We start from the raw sequence: 17367 nt of genomic DNA on the forward strand, positions 1-17367 counted from the left end.
CTGTCTGTAAAGTCTTCGGGCAGACGCGTACAATCGCCCGCCACACCTCACCATTCACGCCCGAGCCGGTTTTCCGGCTCGGGCGCTCTTTTCGGAATGCTCCCTTGCTCTCGACTGCCAATATCACCATGCAGTTCGGCCCGAAGCCGCTGTTTGAAAACGTCTCGGTCAAGTTCGGTAACGGCCATCGCTATGGTCTGATCGGCGCCAACGGCTGCGGTAAATCCACCTTCATGAAAATTCTGGGCGGCGATCTCGAGCCCTCCGGCGGGCAGGTCATGAAGGATGCCACCACGCGCCTTGGCAAGCTGCGCCAGGATCAGTTTGCCTTCGAGAACGAGCGGGTCATCGACACCGTCATCATGGGCCACGAAGAGCTCTGGCACGTGGCCGCCGAGCGCGAGCGCATCTACTCGCAGACCGAGATGTCCGAGGAAGACGGCATGAAGGTCGCCGATCTGGAAGTGCGCTATGCCGAGCTGGACGGCTATACCGCCGAGGCGCGGGCCGGCGAGCTGTTGCAGGGGCTGGGCATTGGTGACGAGCAGCACCAGGACCTGATGAGCACGGTGGCGCCGGGCTGGAAGCTGCGCGTGCTGCTGGCGCAGGCGCTCTTTGCCGACCCGGACGTGCTGCTGCTCGACGAGCCGACCAACCATCTGGACATCAACACCATCCGCTGGCTGGAAGACATTCTCAAGGCGCGTCGCGCGACGATGATCATCATCTCCCACGACCGCCACTTCCTGAACAGCGTCTGCACTCACATGGCCGATCTGGACTACGGCGAGCTGCGCCTGTTTCCGGGCAACTACGACGAGTACATGATCGCCGCCACCCAGGCCCGCGAGCGCCTGCACGCCGACAATGCCAAGAAAAAGGCCGAAATCGCCGAGCTTCAGCAGTTCGTCAGCCGCTTCTCGGCGAATGCCTCCAAGGCCAAGCAGGCCACCTCGCGCCAGCGCAAGATCGACAAGATCCAGCTTGAAGAGGTCAAGCCGTCCTCGCGCGTCAGCCCCTTTATCCGCTTTGAGCAGACCCGAAAGATTCACCGTCAGGCGCTGACGGTGGACAACATCAGCAAGGCCTGGGGCGACAACGTGCTGTTCAAGCGTTTCGGGCTGCAGGTCGAGGCCGGCGAGCGAGTGGCCATCATCGGCCCCAACGGCATCGGCAAGACCACGCTGCTCAACTGTCTCACCGGCGACATGGCCGTGGACAGCGGCGAAGTGAAATGGACCGATGCCGCCGAGGTGGGCTATTTCGCCCAGGACCACGCCGCCGATTTCGAAGGCGGCGAGACGATGTTTGACTGGATGGCGCAGTGGACCAGCGAGGGCGAGCAGCAGGTGCGCTCGGCGCTGGGGCGGATGCTCTTTTCCAACGATGATATCGGCAAGTCGGTGCAGGTCATTTCCGGCGGCGAGCAGGGGCGCATGCTCTTTGGCAAGCTGGCCCTGCAAAAGCCCAACGTGCTGGTCATGGACGAACCCACCAACCACCTGGACATGGAGTCCATCGAGGCGCTTAACCTGGCGCTGGAGAACTACCCCGGCACGCTGATCTTTGTCAGCCACGACCGCGAGTTCGTCAGCTCGCTGGCCACGCGCATCATCGAGATGAAGGATGATGGCATCGTGGATTTCAGCGGCAGCTACGAAGACTACCTGCGCAGCCAGGGCATCCACGGCTGAAGGCAGCCACCGGTGGCGATATCCGACAGACGCTGCCGCCCGGGCATGCCCCGGGCGTTGCCTTTTGTGCCGTTGTGATCATTCATGGAGGCGGGATGGCGTTTGCATTTCATGATGTCGGGTTACGTATCCGGAGTGTTCAGGTAACCGAACGGAGAGGTTTTTTTAACCCGGGTTAGTGCATGGCGTGATCCGCAGGGCCCGCAGGCGAGTGAAGGGGTGAGGGCGGTAATCTCATGTAACCAACCGCTGCCGATACGGCCGTGACGGGAATTCACCCCGGCGGCATGGCGGGAACCATCAGGCGGGGCTGGACTCCCAGAGCTGTCACGCCAACAGGAGGACAGATCATGGGCAAGCACGGCAGTGAGCGGTTCGAAAGGTTCAAAAGCGACGTCAAGACGCAGGTAGCGGTGGCCACCAACAGCGACCGGTTGTATGAAGACGCCGAAAAACAGCGGCTGATGGTGCGCCTGATGGAGACGAAAGGGCTGACGCAGGAAGAGGCCGAAAAACAGGCCGATCAGCAGCTTCGCAACGAGTAGGGCGCATGCAGGCCGGGCCCGGCATGCCTTATGAGGCCGGGCCCTGCATCGGTGCAGTGGCCGTGATCAGCTCGCCGACCAATGATCTGATCCGGCCCAGATAGCTGCCGCGGGAAGGCGGGCTGGGGTCCGAGGTCAACACGATCGTCATCTCGCGTCCCGGCACCACGAACAGTACCTGTCCGCCATAGCCCCAGCCGTAATACACCGGCTCGCCCTCGATCTTGTCACTGAACCAGCCGTAGCCGTAATTGCTGCCGTTATAAAACGAGCGGGTGCGCGGCTGCCAGGACGTAGCGATCCAGTCTGCCGGCAGCACCTGTCGACCGTCGTAGCGTCCGTTCAGGCGGTACATCTCGCCAAACGCCACAAGCGCCTGCGGTGTCAGGCCCATTTCGTTGCCGCCGAAGTAAATGCCCTGCGGATCGCGCGTCCAGGGCGGAATGCTGATGCCCAGCGGCGCGCCCAGCCAGTCCCGCATCAGGGTCAGCGTCGAGCGGCCGGTGGCATGGGTCAGGGCCGCCGAGAGCAGGTGGGTGTTGCCGGTGGAGTAGAGCATTCGCCCGCCGGGGGCATCCACGAAGGGGCGTGAAAGCGCATAGCGCACCCAGTTATTGCTGGCCACCCAAGCGCCGTAGTGCTGCCCGGAGGTGCGCTCGAGCCCCGCCTGCATCGACAGCAGCTGACCCACGGTAATGGTGCTGATCCGCGGGTCGGCATCAGCGGGGATCTGATCGGAGGCGAGCAGCTCGACGATCGGCTGATCGACCCCCTGGATGACGCCACGTTCGATGGCAGCGCCCACCAGTGCCGACATCAACGTTTTGGACAGCGACTTGATATTGGCGGTCTGATCGGTGCGGTGGCCACGGTAGCCCCGGTCGATCACCGTCTCGCCGTTAATGGCGACCATGAGGGTATGGGTGCGCGGCAGATCACCGGCGCGCTGCTCCAGTCGGGTCAGCGTCGAGGGCTCGGGCGTCAAGGGGGCAGCGATGGCCGGCATCGCCAGCAGCCAGACCATGGCGGTCATCATCAGGGCACGATACCGGTGTCCGGGCTGTCGCATGGGCGCCACTCCGCGGGTCGTCATGAGCAGGATCCTTCCAGTGTGGCGCATCTCCCGGGCATTTGCCGCACCCGCCGGCGATCGAGCGTGCATGAATGCCCCGAATGGGGCATCAGGAGCTTTCATGGCAGCGTCCGCCCATCCGCGTACCCTGATGGTCTGAAGCAACACGGAAGGGGCGGGACATGCAGGCATTCTGGACCGGGCTGGGGCTCGGACTGTCACTGATCATGGCGATCGGCGCGCAGAACGCGTTTGTGCTGCGCCAGGGATTGCGCGGGGAGCATGTCGTCTGGGTCTGTCTGGCCTGCGCTGCGTCGGACGCGCTGCTTTTGACGTTCGGCGTGTATGGCGCTGCCACCCTGACCGGGTACTTTCCGGCGCTTGATGACGTCATGCGCCTCGCGGGCGCCATCTTTTTATTGCTCTATGGCATCCGGGCCATGCACGCTTCCCTGCGCGGCGGCCAGGCGCTGGCCCCGGCCGGACAGGCAAAGGCCTCCCGGCGCCGCACGCTTGGCTTGTGCCTGGCACTGACCTGGCTCAACCCGCATGTCTATCTGGACACGGTCGTGCTGGTGGGGGCGGTATCGGCGCAGCAGTCGCCAAAAGCGGCCTTTCTGGCCGGCGCCGTGGTGGCGTCCTTTGTCTTTTTCTTCGGACTCGGCGTCGGCGCATTGCGTCTGCGGGGGCTTCTGGCCCGGCCGCGGGCCTGGCAGATACTCGATGGCATCATGGCGCTTTTGATGTGGGGCGTGGCGCTGTCACTGCTGTGGCCCATGGTCGTGTCGCCGTGAAGGATTTATTGTAATGAAGGCACCACACTGACAGGCGCCGGTCCATGGTTGAATATCGTTCATGGTGTCACTGAATGACCCTTGCTGGTATTCACATTAACGCCACGCCATATTGTGTGATGAAACAGGCTACGTGACGAAAACGCTGTTCTGCAGCACTTTTGATTAAGGAACGATCATGTCTTTACCCATGCCGCCCTACCGAGCTGATACGGTGGGCAGTCTGCTGCGCAGTGATAGCGTCAAGAGTGCGCGTGAACAGTACGCCCAGGGCACCATTGACCGGGCTGCGCTCAAGGCCGTCGAGGACAAGGAGATCACGCGGCTGGTCCAGAAACAGGAATCGCTGGGTCTCAAGGCCGTCACCGATGGCGAGCTGCGCCGTGCCTGGTGGCATTTCGACTTTCTCGAACACCTCAAGGGCGTCGAAGGCTTCGAGTCCGAGCAAGGCATCCAGTTCCAGGGGCGCCAGACGTCGTCATACGGGGTGCGCGTGGTGGATCGCGTCGGCTTCAATCCGGACCACCCGATGCTCGAGCACTTTCGCTATCTCAACGCGCAGACGACCGGCTCGGTTGCCAAGATGACGATCCCGAGCCCGAGCGTGCTTCATTTCCGCGGCGCCAATCAGGTCGATCGCAGCGTCTATCCCGAGTGGGGCAGCTACTTCAACGACCTGGCCGATGCCTGGCGCGATGCCATCGCGGCCTTTTACGAGGCGGGCTGTCGCTATCTGCAGCTGGATGACACGGTCTGGGCCTATCTGTGCTCCGACAGTGAACTCGAAGCAGCGCGCGAGCGGGGCCTCGAGTCGCCCGAAACGCTGCAGTACGTTTATGCCGACGTCCTCAACCGGGCGCTGGAGGGTCGGCCGGCCGACATGCACATCAGCCTGCACGTCTGTCGCGGCAACTTCCGCTCCACCTGGATCAGCGAGGGCGGCTATGAGCCGGTAGCGGAGACGCTGCTGGGCAGTGTCAATGTCGATGCCTTCTTTCTGGAGTACGACACCGACCGGGCCGGCGATTTCAAACCGCTGCGGTTTCTGCCCGAGGGCCATCAGCAGGTCGTGCTGGGGCTGGTGACGACCAAGACCGGCGAGCTCGAATCCGGTGAGCAGATCCGGCAGCGCCTGAACGAGGCCAGCGAGTACGTGCCGATGGAGCAGCTCTGTCTGAGCCCGCAGTGCGGCTTTGCCTCGACCCATGAGGGTAACAACCTCACCGAGCAGCAGCAGTGGGAAAAGCTGGATCTGATCGTCAATCTCGCCGAGGAGTTCTGGGGCTACTGAAACGCTTTCCCCGAGTGCTCATCGACGCCCGACCGGTCATCGGTCGGGCGTTTTTTATGGGCGCGGGCCGCGTCATGGCTGCAGGGACGGGCGTGGCCCGCTATCGTGGGCGCATGTTCCCCGACCGGAAGGTAGCTCCCTTGGCCCGACAGACCGGCACGCACCGTGCGCCGCGCGATCAGACCACCCTGCTGGAAGGCCCCATCCTGGGGTCCCTGCTGAAGCTGGCCGTGCCCATTGTACTGGCCAACATCCTGCAGTCGGGCTATCAGCTCATCGATGCCTTCTGGGTTGGTCGGCTGGGGGGCCATGCGGTCGCGGCCGTGTCGGTCAGCTTTCCGGTGACCTTTCTGCTGATCGCGCTGGGCTCGGGCTTCAGCATGGCGGGCTCGACGCTGGCGGCGCAGCACATGGGCGCGGGCAATCATCACCGGGTCAATCAGGTGGCCGGCCAGACCATTTTGCTGGTGGTGGTGACTTCCATCAGCCTGTCGATCCTCGGCATCCTGCTGGCCCCAGGGCTGCTGGGCCTTCTGGGCGTCGAGCCGGCCGTGTACGACGCTGCGCTGGTCTTTCTGCGCATCTCGATGGCGGCCATGGTCTTCACCTTCGGCTTTTCCATGTTTCAGGCGCTGATGCGCGGCATCGGCGAGGTGCGCCTGCCGCTGTATATCGTGACCGGCACGGTGGCGTTGAACGTGGTGCTCGATCCGCTGTTCATCTTCGGTTTCAACCTCGGAGTGGGCGGTGCCGCTCTGGCGACACTGGTCACCCAGGCGCTGGCACTGGGGACCGGGCTGTGGCTGCTGGTACGCGGTCGTCACGGCATCGAACTCAGGGCCCACCATCTGCGTCCCGACCCGGTGTTCATTCGTCGCGCGCTGTCGCTGGGGCTGCCGGCCTCGGTGGAGCTGTCGGCTCGCGCGCTGGGCATGAACGTGATGGTGTTTCTGGTCACGGGCTTTGGCACCGTCACCATCGCCGCCTATGGGGTGGGCACCAATATCATGGCGTTTGTCATCATTCCGGCGCTGGGTCTTTCCATGTCGACGGCGGCACTGGTGGGCCAGAACATCGGCGCCGGCCAGGTCGAGCGCGCCGCCCGCATTGCACGATTGTCCGCGCTGATTGCGCTGGTGGGGCTGAGCGTGATCGGCGGGCTGATATTTGCGTTCGCGCGCGAGCTGGTGGCCTTTTTCGTACCCGGCGATGAGGCCGTCATCGAGGCCGGCAGCCATTTTCTTCATATCACCTCGCTGACGTTCGGCTTTATCGGAGCCCAGATGGCGCTGACCGGCGTCTTTCGCGCTGCCGGCCATACCGTGGTGGCGATGCTGCTGGCGCTGGTGTCGCAGTGGGTGCTGCAGTTTCCGCTGGCCTTTATCCTGTCACGGGACACCGTCATGGGCGTTGACGGCATCTGGTGGGCCTTTCCGGTTACCAACCTGATCACGGCCCTGATCGCGCTGATTCTTTTCATGCGCGGTGACTGGCAAAAGGGGCGGCTGGCCGAGCAGGAGGACCCGCTGGCCCGACAGGTCTCCGATGAGATCATCGAGAAGGGCCACGGCTCGGCGTCGTAGCCGTCACAATCATGACATCCAATCAATAACGAGGAGAAAAGACATGGCAGAGGCAGACAGTGATCGGTTCGATGCCGCGATGGCGCAGCTTGACGCATTGCACGCCGAAGACCCGCGCATGGAGACGGTCGACGGCGAAGAAGTCCCCTATGAGCTGTTGTACGCCCAGCGCATGAGCAACTGGCTGGAACGCCTGCGACCCGATGCCGGTGAGACGCTGCAGCTGGCGGTGCGCGCCCAGCATCTAAAGCGCTGGGAGGTGCCGCGCGACAGCTACCCGATGGATCGCCCCGGCTATCACGCCTGGCGCACCGGCCTCAAGACACGCCAGGCCGACATGGCTGCCGATGTGCTGCGTCAGGCCGGCTACGATGAGACGGACTGCGCCCGGGTGGCGGCACTGGTGCGCAAGGAGGATCTGAAAAACGACGACGAGACCCGGGCGCTCGAAGATGCCGCCTGTCTGGTCTTTTTGCAGGATTACTACGGCCCCTTTGCTGCCGAGCATGACGATGACAAGGTGCTCGGCATCCTGCGCAAGACCCTGCGCAAGATGTCCGCCGACGGTCACCGGCTGGCCGGCGAGATTCCGCTGGAGGGGCGCGCCAGAGCGCTGCTTGAAAAGGCCGTCGACATGGAGATGCACTGACGCATCAAAAACCCCGCCGGCGGGCGGGGTTGTGGCCGTGGCGGGCGGGTCAGAACTCGGCCCACTCCTCGACATCGTGACGCTGCGCGACCGGTCGCTTGAGCCCGGGGCGACCAGAGGCCGCGAATGCGCTGGCCGAGCGTGTCATTGATGCCGCCGGCGCGGTGGCCGTCGGCCTCGAAGCGTCGACGCGGCCATGGTCTGTCCCGTCGACCCTGAAGAAGGCGATCTCCTGCTGCAGTGCATCGGCACGGGTGCGCAGGGCACGGCTGGCCGTGCTCGACTCTTCCACCAGCGAGGCGTTTTGCTGGGTGACGGCGTCCATCTGGGAGACGGCCACATTGACCTGGTCGATGCCGGTGGCCTGCTCCCGGCTGGCCACGGCGATCTCGCTGACCAGGTCGGTGACGCGCTTCACGCTGGTGACGATCTCGGTCAGGGTCTGCCCCGAGCGATCCACCAGTTCGGCGCCGTTGTCCACGCGCGTGACACTCTCCTCGACCAGCTGCTTGATTTCGCGCGCGGCATTGGCGCTGCGGCCGGCGAGATTGCGCACTTCATTGGCGACCACCGCAAACCCGCGACCCTGCTCGCCGGCGCGGGCAGCCTCGACCGAGGCGTTGAGCGCCAGCAGATTGGTCTGAAAGGCAATCTCGTCGATCAGGCTGACGATGGTGGCAATCTTTCGGCTCGAGGCGCTGATTTCGTTCATGGCCGAGACGGCGTTTTGCACCACATTGCCACCGGTCTGTGCCTGCTGACTGACCTCGCGGACCAGTCGATCGGCCTGGGCGGCGTTGTCGGCATTGTGGCGTACCGTGGTCGTGATCTCTTCCATCGAGGCGGCGGTCTCTTCGAGACTGGCCGCCTGCTCCTGGGTGCGGCGATTGAGATCATCGTTGCCGCGGGTAATGTTGTGTGCCGCGTCATTGACGGCCACGGCGTTGTCGCTCACCGACCGGATGACGCCGGCCATCTTGTGCTGCATGGCGGTCAGCGCGTGCAGCATGTCGCCGAATTCGTCCTTGCAGGTGATGTGGGTCTTCACGGCCAGATTGCCCCGGGCCAGCTCATGGGCAAAGTGATGCGCCTTGCCCAGCGGCGTCATGATGCCGCGAACCAGCCGGATCGACAGCGCCAGCGCCAGAGCGATGGCCAGGGCGATCACCCCCAGCATGGTGTTTCTGAGTGCTTCGTAGGCTGCGTGGCTTTCCTGGCTTTGCTGCGCCGCTCGCGAGACTTCGCCTTCGAAAAGGCCCGCAATGCCGTCAATCACCACCTGATAATCGCCGCTCAGGGTGGCGGTATTAAAGGCGCTGGCCGCGTCAAAATCGCCGGCGGCCATCATGGTCATCATGCGCTGCAGGTCGGTCTGCAGGGTCGTGATGTCCTGCTGCAGCCGCTGGGCCTGCGCTCGCTCCTGTTCATCGTGGATCACCGACAGATAGGTCTGCATGGCCGCATTGGCCCGGGCGTCATTCCGTGTCATTTCGGCCTGCGCGCCGGCCACGGTAGTTGCGTTCCGGTCGCGCTGTTCGGCGACCACCCTGACGCGGTTGCTCAAAAGCGCCGTGCGCATGATGCCCAGCTGCTCGAGCGCGGTCACATTGGTGTTGAAGGTCCTCTCCAGCGCCTGCTGCGAGCGGTGCGCGCTGTGAAGGCCCAGCGCGCCCACGATCAACAGCAGCACGATACAGATGGCCAGACTGCCCGATAGACGGAGTCGAACGCTTCTTTTGGGGGTCAACATTTTCTGCCTTCCTCGACATGATGGTTCCCGTCGTTTCCGGTACTGACCGATTGCACGGATCACGCGGGATTCGACGTGACAGACGGTGTTGTGCAGATCGCGGAGATGATGGGCTTATATCGACCGCTGTGCGATTTAATCGAGTGCTATCGGATCCATCATCCTGATCGACAGGGCCGGATTAAACCTGGCTTAGGGGTTGCGCCGTCGAGCGCCGGTCCGAGGGCGTCAAGTTTTCCGCCCCGGCGCCGATGAAGCGTACTCAACAGGCAGTTCATTCATGACGCGGGCGTGATCGACAGGGTCGTGTGGGATCGGGATTGAATACAAACGGGGATATCGGAATGGCGCACTCCCTGAAATGGTGTTTGATGACGCTTTTGCTGCTGTCATCGCTGACCGCCAGGGCGGGGGGCTCGCTTCAGGTGACGCAGGCCGACAGTGGTGCGCCGCTGGATCGGGCCGTCATCGAAATCGCTCTGCCGGGAGAAAAGCAGCCGGCATCGTCGCGCGTGCACTACGAGATCGTACAGCGCGAGGCGAGGTTCGACCCACCGGTCAGCGTGATTCCCGTGGGAGCGCGTGTCAGCTTTCCCAATCAGGACATCACCCGCCATCAGGTCTTCTCCTTCTCGCCGCCGAAGGTGTTCAGCCTGGATCTCTATCTCAAGGAAACACCGCCGCCGGTGGTGTTCGACACGCCCGGCGTGGTGGTGCTGGGATGCAATATCCACGACCCGATGCAGGCCTTCATCATCGTCAGCGAGGCGGCGTTTGTGGCCATGACCGATGCGCGCGGGCGTGTCGATCTGGCGTCGCTGCCGCCGGGGCGCTATTCGATGCGGGTATGGCACCCGCGCCTTGAGGACACGCACCAGCAGTGGTGGGAAGGCGAGGTCGATACCCGCCTCGACAATCACGTGGCGCTGCCGCTGGCGGCCACGCCCAGCCCCCCTGCCGAGCCCTCCCTGCTGCAGCAGCGCTTTCAGCATGGCCTCAGGCATCAGGAGCATCCGTAATGTCCTTTCGGCGTCGTCTTTTGCTGACCATGCTGGCCGTGCTGGTGGTGGCGCAGCTGGGGACGGCCGTGGCCACGCTCGATACCATCCGTCGCGACGTCCTGCACAAGGGCGGTCGCGAGATCGATGTCGCCCTGGATGTCACCCGGCAGCTGCTGGCCGAGCGGGGCCATCATCTGCGTGACAATGTGGCCGTACTGGCCTCGGATTTCGGTTTCAGATCGGCCGTGGCCACCCAGGACACGCGGACCCTGAGCAGCGTGCTGCTCAATCATGGCGAGCGTGCCGGCGCCGACATGGTGCTTCTGACCGACCCGCAGGGCCATATTCTGGCCGGCAGCCACCAGTCGGCGGGCGCTGACATGCCCTTCAAAACGCTGTGGCAGCAGGCCGGCAGTCAAGACAGTGTCGTGGGGGTCGTGCTGCAGGACGGCGTCCCCTATCAGATGGTGCTGATGCCGGTGCGGGCGCCGGGGTTGATCGGCTGGGTGGGCATGGGTTTCATGCTCGATGATCAACTGGCCCGCGAGCTGGGGATGCTGACGCGTCTATCGGTCAGTTTCATGGTGGACGACGGGGCCGCCGAGGGCGCGCGGCCGGCCTTTGTGGCCGGGGCGCTGGCCTCGGCGCGTGCGTCGGTGCTCGAGACGTTCCGGACCGCGCTGAGGCAGGGGCGCTTCATCGATCACAGCGACATGGAAGCGCGCACCGACACGCTGGCACGCGCCATGGCGCTGCAGGGCGACGGCGCGGGCCGTGCCTGGGTGGTCATCCAGCATGACAAGAGCGATCTGCTGGCGGTGTATCACGCCCTGAGCTGGCAGCTTCTGACCATTTTCGGCGTCATGCTGGTGTTGACCGCCATTGTGGCGGCCCTGGTGGCTCGCAGCATGACGCGCCCCCTGCTGGGGCTGGTGGCCTCTGCCCGGCGTATCGGCCGCGGTGAGCGGCTGGCAGCACTCGATCACGGCCGCCACCGGGAGATCGGTCTGCTGGCGGACACCCTGATGGAGATGCAGGCCGATATCGAGCAGCGCGAGCAGCGCCTGTTGTATCACGCCCGCCACGATCGCCTGACCGGGCTGGCCAATCGCGACAGCGCCCGGCAGGACATCGCCCGTACCCTCGACCAGGGCACACCCTTTACGCTGCTGCGGCTCTCCATTGTCGGCTTTCGCCAGATCAACGACACCTTTGGCTACACCGTGGGTGATGAGGTACTGCGCCTGCTGGCGCAGCGGCTCGAGGCGCTGGCGCTGCCGTCCCGGCAAGCCTACCGGCTGGGAGGTGACGAGTTCCTGCTGATGCTCACGGGCGAGGACACCACACCGCAATGGATCGCCACCCTGCACGACAGTCTGTCCCGACCCGTCGAGCACGAGCAGTCGCCGATCGCGCTGTCACTGGTTGTGGGGGAGGTCCGCTATCCGGCGCACGGCGAGCGTGCCGGTCTGCTGCTGCGCTGCGCCGAAATTGCCATGGACCGGGCCCGTCATGTGCCCGCCCGATACGTGCGCTATGAGCCGGGCCAGGATGAGCAGCATCAGCGCCGCTTGACCCTGGTCCGCGATCTGGGCACGGCGGTGGCGCAGGATCAGCTCACCATGGTGTATCAGCCCAAGGTGATAGCGGCCGATGGCGAGGTGACAGGGTTTGAAGCCCTGATGCGCTGGTGTCATCCGACGCTTGGGTTCGTACCGCCGGATGAGTTCATTGCGCTGGCCGAACAGTCGGGGCGGATCACGCAGCTGACCCAGTGGATGCTGCGCACCGTCTGCCGTCAGATCGATCAATGGGCGCAGCAGGGTGAGTTACTGGGCGTGGCGATCAATCTGTCGGCACAGGATGTGATGGATATCACGCTGCCCGGTCGTATCCGGCGGCTGCTGCAGGACCATCAGCTCGGCCCCGAGCGGTTGCGACTCGAGGTGACGGAGAGCGCGCTGATCCAGGACCCTGCGCTGGCGCAGCGCAATCTGATCGCTTTGCGCGAGGCCGGGCTGCATATTGCGGTGGATGACTATGGCACCGGCTACTCGTCGCTGTCCCAGCTCAAGCGCCTGCCGGTGCAGGAGCTCAAGATCGACAAGTCCTTCATTTTAAAGCTCGACAGCGACCCGGAGGATCGCATTATCGTGCGCTCCACCGTCGAGCTGGCCCACAGTCTGGGGTTGAGCGTGGTCGCGGAAGGCGTCGAGACCGAGGCGTCGCGGACGCTGCTGACGGCCATGGCGTGCGATGTGCTGCAGGGCTATCTGCTGTCGCGTCCGCTGCCGCCGGAGCAGGTCATCGACTGGCTCAAACTGTATCGCGATAGTGAGATCACGACCCGGAGGGCACTGGAATGACGTCATGTCCAGCATCATGGCTGCTGCTGATCGGCGTGTGCTGGCTGGCGGCCGGCAGCCCGGCTCTGGCCGGCAGCCGGCTGCAGGGAACCGGTGGCGTCATGCCGATCGAAGGCGGCAGCGGCGGCGGGCTGTCCCCCTGGGGCGTGCTGACCGGTACGGCCAGTGACGGGGAGGTCAGCGTCACGGCAGGGGGCACGCGCGCCGATGTAGACGACTACCACCTGGTGGTCCACGGCGTGGCCGCCAATCTGTATGACCGACTCGAGCTCTCCCTGGCCAGCCAGCGTCTGGCGCTGGACACCCTGGGAGGCCAGCAGCGTCAGGAGATCTACGGCGTCAAGATGCGTCTGTTCGGCGATGTGCTCTACCGGCCCTGGGGGGTATGGAGCCTGGGCGTGCAGCACAAGCAGCTTGTCGAGGGGCGGGCGCTGGCCCGTGCCGTGGGGGCGCAGAAAATGCAGGGCAATGATGTTTATCTGGCCGGCAGCAAGCTTTTTTTCAATGCCATTGCCGGGCGCAACCTGCTGGTCAACACCACGCTGCGCTCAACGAAGGCCAACCAGGGTGGCCTGCTGGGGTTTGGCGGTGACGAGGGCCATCATCGGGAGTGGATGGTTGAAGGGTCGGTGGGGCTGTTTCTGACCCCCGACTGGCTGGTGGGCGTGGAGTATCGTCAAAAACCCGACAACCTGGGATTTGCCCGGGAGGATGACTGGCGCGATCTCTACCTGGCGTGGTTGATCAACAAAAACGTGTCGCTGACGGGTGCCCTGGTGGATCTGGGCAGCGTGGCGGGCCTTGAGCGCCAGCGCGGCGGCTATCTGTCGCTTCAGCTGGCGCTGTAACGCGGGGAGAGTCATGACCATGTTCTGTCGTTTTGCTCTGATCGCATTGCTGCTGACCGGTCTCTCGGGCTGTGCCGGACAGCCGGGTAGTTCAACACCGTCGCTCTATCAGCGTCTGGGCGGTCAGGCGGGTATTCATGACATCGTCACGGCCTTTCTCATCAACGTGGCCGATGACCCACGCATCGTCGGTTATTTCGCTCACACCAACATCGACTATCTGGCCGGCTCGCTGGAGCAGTATTTCTGCGATATCAGCGACGGCCCCTGCACCTATGACGGCCCCTCCATGGCGCGCGCGCATCAGCACATGGGACTGACCGACGCCAGCTTCAATGCGCTGGTCGATAACCTGCAGCAGGCCCTGCTGGCCCGTGACATCGACACGGGGGCGCGCAATGCGCTGCTGGGGCGGCTGGCACCGAAATACCGTGAGGTCATGCGCGATCAATAGAGCACATGATTGTCCGGTGACAGTACGCGTTGTGCGCTCGACAATAGTGTTTCATTCCTGAAAAGACCCCACCATGAGCATCACCGACAAGACCACGCTGATCCTGCTGCCCGGCTGGGTGCTGGGGCCGAGGCCACTGGCGCCGCTGGCGCATGCCATCGAGCGCTGCGATCACCGCATCAGCGTGCAGTGCGCGTACTACCCGCGACTGAAAGACAACCGGCTCGAGGCGTGGCTCGAGGCACTGGATGAGCAGCTGCCCGACAATGCCTGGCTGGGCGGCTGGTCGATGGGCGGGATGCTGGCGGCGGCACTGGCCGAGCGGCGCGGTGCGCGCACCCCGGGGCTGGTAACCATGGGGACCAGCGCGCGGGTCATGCCGCCCGCCTGGTCGGCCCCGGGGGCGCCCCACCCGCGGGCATGGCCCTCGCTGCTGGCCCGGGGCGGGCATGATCTCCGGCATCTGGGACAACGTTTGCTGACGACGCTGCCCCGGGTCGGGATGCGTCAGTCGGCTGCGGAGCTGGCGCTGCTGGGCAGTCTGGATCTGCGCCACACGCTGGGACGTCTGACGATGCCTCAACTGCATCTTTTCGGGGAACGGGATGTTTTGATTCCGGCGCCGGCACGTCAGGCCATGGCTGCGTGTCTGCCACCGAATGGACAGATACAGCTGATCGCCGATGCCGGGCACGGTCTGGTGCTCGAGCATGCCCGGGAAACGGCTGCGGCCATCGCGGCCTTCATGGCGACATCAGCAGGTCGTGCCAACGGGCAGACATGACAGCGCGCGATGACGTGATCATTCATCGCGCGACAGTACAGTGAGGTGGGCTGGTTCAGCGGCAGGGCGTCGTCTCAGCGCTGCTGACGCGGCGCGTTACGACCGTTTTTGGCCGAGGTGTTTTTACCCTGCTGAAAGCGGTTCCAGACGTGCTGCGCCGTCTGTTTGGCCTTGCGGCGATTTTCCGGCTTGCGCAGCCAGTTGGCAATAAAGGCGCCAATAGCTCGTTTCATGCTGATCCCTCCATGGGTGTCGGGATGTTTCCCTGTTTCAGTATATGCGGTTATTGCCGGCAGGGTTCAATGTGATGGACTGAACCTTGACTGAAGATGCTTCAATCCCCTTATTATTAAGAATTTATTATAAAATTCAGTGATTTATTTTTTATCCAGTGATGCATGTTGAGGTGTTCATTTCGACGTTGGTATAGCCTCTCCGGCCATTAATGATTGAGTCGAAAGGACAATACTCCATGGCATGGATGAATACCTCGTGGGAATGGCTGGTGGCCAATGCAGCGGTTTTCAGTGGCGTGGGCACGGTAGCCATGGCCATTATCTGGGCTGTCTATCTACAGTTGATCGTTCATACCTTTCTAAGCGGGAAAAAGCCCGAGCTGATTGTCAATCGCTGTAACGGTCATGATCTTGATGCCCACTGTCTGCTCAGCAACATGAGCAACGGCACGGCCTTTATTGAAACCATCATTGTCAGGCTGCGTAACGATGACCACGTCTATTATGCGGATGTGACCGATATCAACAGTCGGGAGGGCGTCGAGGGAGATATTGTCGAGTCGGAAAATGTGCGTTACATGACACGACAGGGGCCGATCAATAAGGGCGAGTACATCGATGCCGGCCGGTTTGGCATGTTGATTGAACGGGTGGCGACCCTGAATGACATCAAACTCGATGAATCAAGCCGGCCTGTCGACGACAAGCCCTTTACCCACTTCGACATCCTTGTCATCAGCATTTACGGTCAGCAGCGTCATCCGGTTGGTGCCAGACGATCCTTTGTCATTAGTCATGACCAGCACAACAAATATCATTTTGCCCCGGAAAAGGCCATGACACGCCAGCTGGTTTCCCGAAGCAAGCGTAAGGAGATCACGAACTGGCAATCAGTGCTCAGTACCCCGGAAAAAGTGGTCCGATGACAAGCAGGCGCAGGCCCCGGGGTATGGATGAATGACCCTCCGGGCGGCCTGAATATACCGTTATCCTTTCCAACAGACCAAGGCACCCTGACCGTCACTTGAAAGCGTGGCACAGCCACGCTTTTGGCATGAAGCGCTCAGGCAATAGGCCCATGGAATAGAGCGGCCCCTGGCGAGATGGGCTGCGCCATATTGCAGCGCAGCACATCCCGGGGTCACAGGGATAGCTCGATGATATCGGGCTGGGCGGAAGGCCGGCCCGGGCTCAGCTCGGCACGCCTTTCCGTCAGGTTCATGACGATGGTAAAAAGCGTTTCCATGCGCTCGCCCTCGGGCACGTCCGGGTTCTCGTGCCGATTGATGGCATCCGGGGCATTTTGCTCATCGCTCAAGTGGGCGCGAAGCGTCTCGAAGGAGGGCTCGCTGCCGGCGGCCAGCTCGCGCAGGCGTTCGAGCCGGGTAAAGGAGTCCTCGCGCGGAAAGTCCTCAAGGCCGGGCGGCAGATGCCTGGCGATCAGATGGTTGGTGTGGCAGAGCCGCCCGTGGCGCGGCGTCATGGCGCTGTCGCCCATCGGGGAGACTTCGACGCCGGCGGCGTGGCCGGTGGCATCGGCAATCAAAAAGTGCGCCGGCGAGGCCACACCGACCTCATCGATCATGTCGAGGGCGTGTTCGACGCCGTCACTTTCCAGCACCCGTCGCAGCATGATGTGCACCGGCAGCTTCGGCTTGCAGATCCGGGTGCGCAGCGCGTTGAGACAGACCCCCACGCCGTGCTCGTTGAAGCCGATCTTGCCGATGATGCCGGCCTCGGTCACCATCTCGATCGCCGGCTTGTCCGGTGCGCGCAGGGTCATGTGAATGATGGCGTCGCGCTGGGCATGCTTCCAGTCCCAGTTCTGGGCCAGCCACTGGGCGCCGCTGGCACTGTCGCGCTGGAAGAGGGCCGAGCAGCCATCCGGCTGGACGGGCTCGCCGGCATGGGTAAGGGCGATCTCGCTGCGTGCGTTGAGCACCAGCACATCCAGCGGGTCGATATCGGCCCCCCGGGCGATGCCGGCCATCTCTTCGAGAAGCTCCGGACAGACGTGCTCGATGGCCGCCTTGAAACGCTCGGCCTCATAGCGTGCGCCGTCCCAGTCGAGCCCGGCCATGTCCTCAAACATCCGGCGATAGGTCGCCAGACTGATGGCGATTTCCGACGCAGCCTGCCGACCGTGCGCTTCACCGATCTCGAAATGGGTGCCTCGAACATCGATATGTTTGACCACGTCGCTCTCCTGTTGTTATTTCACCTTGTCACGCTGTCAGCATGAGCCTCGCAACCCGATTCGTCGAGTGCTGTATCAGGCTGCTGCGATGCATCGCGCCCCG

At 63.5% G+C, this 17367-nt stretch carries 16 protein-coding genes; 12 read left to right on the forward strand and 4 right to left on the reverse strand.

What is annotated here, in order from left to right:
• Positions 1 to 104 precede the first annotated feature (104 nt).
• Positions 105 to 1694: an ABC-F family ATPase gene (locus tag M1D97_RS06300; RefSeq protein WP_456269879.1), complete on the forward strand. Its 1590-nt coding sequence runs from the start codon at positions 105 to 107 to the stop codon at positions 1692 to 1694.
• Positions 1695 to 2044: 350 nt separating this feature from the next.
• On the forward strand, positions 2045 to 2239 hold the full coding sequence (locus M1D97_RS06305) for a hypothetical protein (RefSeq protein ID WP_456269880.1): 195 nt from the start codon (positions 2045 to 2047) through the stop codon (positions 2237 to 2239).
• Positions 2240 to 2267: 28 nt separating this feature from the next.
• Here M1D97_RS06305 and M1D97_RS06310 read toward each other — a convergent pair whose 3' ends face one another.
• Complete coding sequence (locus tag M1D97_RS06310; protein WP_456269881.1) at positions 2268 to 3332, reverse strand: serine hydrolase domain-containing protein; 1065 nt, start codon at positions 3330 to 3332, stop codon at positions 2268 to 2270.
• 161 nt (positions 3333 to 3493) lie between these two features.
• Here M1D97_RS06310 and M1D97_RS06315 point away from each other — a divergent pair, with 161 nt between their 5' ends.
• From M1D97_RS06315 to M1D97_RS06330, 4 genes are all read left to right on the forward strand, one after another.
• Positions 3494 to 4105 (forward strand): LysE/ArgO family amino acid transporter, encoded by a 612-nt coding sequence (locus tag M1D97_RS06315; RefSeq protein WP_456269882.1) that lies wholly within the window; start codon positions 3494 to 3496, stop codon positions 4103 to 4105.
• A gap of 178 nt (positions 4106 to 4283) precedes the next feature.
• Complete coding sequence (locus M1D97_RS06320; RefSeq protein ID WP_456269883.1) at positions 4284 to 5396, forward strand: cobalamin-independent methionine synthase II family protein; 1113 nt, start codon at positions 4284 to 4286, stop codon at positions 5394 to 5396.
• Positions 5397 to 5536: 140 nt separating this feature from the next.
• A complete protein-coding gene (locus M1D97_RS06325; RefSeq protein ID WP_456269884.1) occupies positions 5537 to 6979 on the forward strand; it encodes an MATE family efflux transporter in 1443 nt (480 codons plus the stop codon).
• A gap of 43 nt (positions 6980 to 7022) precedes the next feature.
• A complete protein-coding gene (locus tag M1D97_RS06330; RefSeq protein ID WP_456269885.1) occupies positions 7023 to 7628 on the forward strand; it encodes a DUF4202 domain-containing protein in 606 nt (201 codons plus the stop codon).
• Between the two features lie 49 nt (positions 7629 to 7677).
• On the opposite strand, the gene M1D97_RS06335 is transcribed toward M1D97_RS06330, so the two are convergent.
• The gene (locus tag M1D97_RS06335) at positions 7678 to 9378 is read right to left on the reverse strand and encodes a methyl-accepting chemotaxis protein (protein WP_456269886.1); all 1701 of its coding nucleotides are present in this window, start codon (positions 9376 to 9378) and stop codon (positions 7678 to 7680) included.
• Between the two features lie 344 nt (positions 9379 to 9722).
• Between M1D97_RS06335 and M1D97_RS06340 the strand changes: the two genes are divergently transcribed.
• The 5 genes from M1D97_RS06340 (at position 9723) to M1D97_RS06360 (ending at position 14831) form a co-directional block, all read left to right on the forward strand.
• Positions 9723 to 10397 (forward strand): carboxypeptidase regulatory-like domain-containing protein, encoded by a 675-nt coding sequence (locus M1D97_RS06340; protein ID WP_456269887.1) that lies wholly within the window; start codon positions 9723 to 9725, stop codon positions 10395 to 10397.
• On the forward strand, positions 10397 to 12745 hold the full coding sequence (locus tag M1D97_RS06345; protein WP_456269888.1) for a putative bifunctional diguanylate cyclase/phosphodiesterase: 2349 nt from the start codon (positions 10397 to 10399) through the stop codon (positions 12743 to 12745). Before M1D97_RS06340 ends, M1D97_RS06345 begins: the two co-directional genes overlap by 1 nt.
• Positions 12742 to 13593 carry a DUF3034 family protein gene (locus M1D97_RS06350; RefSeq protein WP_456269889.1) on the forward strand — a complete coding sequence of 284 codons (852 nt, stop codon included), beginning with the start codon at positions 12742 to 12744 and terminating at the stop codon, positions 13591 to 13593. Before M1D97_RS06345 ends, M1D97_RS06350 begins: the two co-directional genes overlap by 4 nt.
• 13 nt (positions 13594 to 13606) lie before the next feature.
• Positions 13607 to 14047 carry a group I truncated hemoglobin gene (locus tag M1D97_RS06355; RefSeq protein ID WP_456269890.1) on the forward strand — a complete coding sequence of 147 codons (441 nt, stop codon included), beginning with the start codon at positions 13607 to 13609 and terminating at the stop codon, positions 14045 to 14047.
• A 73-nt stretch (positions 14048 to 14120) separates the two neighbouring features.
• Positions 14121 to 14831: an alpha/beta fold hydrolase gene (locus M1D97_RS06360; protein ID WP_456269891.1), complete on the forward strand. Its 711-nt coding sequence runs from the start codon at positions 14121 to 14123 to the stop codon at positions 14829 to 14831.
• Between the two features lie 74 nt (positions 14832 to 14905).
• Here M1D97_RS06360 and M1D97_RS06365 read toward each other — a convergent pair whose 3' ends face one another.
• Entirely contained in the window at positions 14906 to 15064 is a 159-nt protein-coding gene (locus M1D97_RS06365; RefSeq protein ID WP_456269892.1) for a hypothetical protein, read from the reverse strand.
• 239 nt (positions 15065 to 15303) lie between these two features.
• Here M1D97_RS06365 and M1D97_RS06370 point away from each other — a divergent pair, with 239 nt between their 5' ends.
• Complete coding sequence (locus M1D97_RS06370; protein ID WP_456269893.1) at positions 15304 to 15993, forward strand: hypothetical protein; 690 nt, start codon at positions 15304 to 15306, stop codon at positions 15991 to 15993.
• 215 nt (positions 15994 to 16208) lie between these two features.
• Here the strand turns inward: M1D97_RS06370 and M1D97_RS06375 are convergent, their stop codons facing one another.
• Positions 16209 to 17264 carry a C45 family autoproteolytic acyltransferase/hydolase gene (locus M1D97_RS06375; protein ID WP_456269894.1) on the reverse strand — a complete coding sequence of 352 codons (1056 nt, stop codon included), beginning with the start codon at positions 17262 to 17264 and terminating at the stop codon, positions 16209 to 16211.
• Between the last annotated feature and the right edge of the window lie 103 nt (positions 17265 to 17367).

Source organism: Kushneria sp. AK178 (assembly GCF_053903105.1).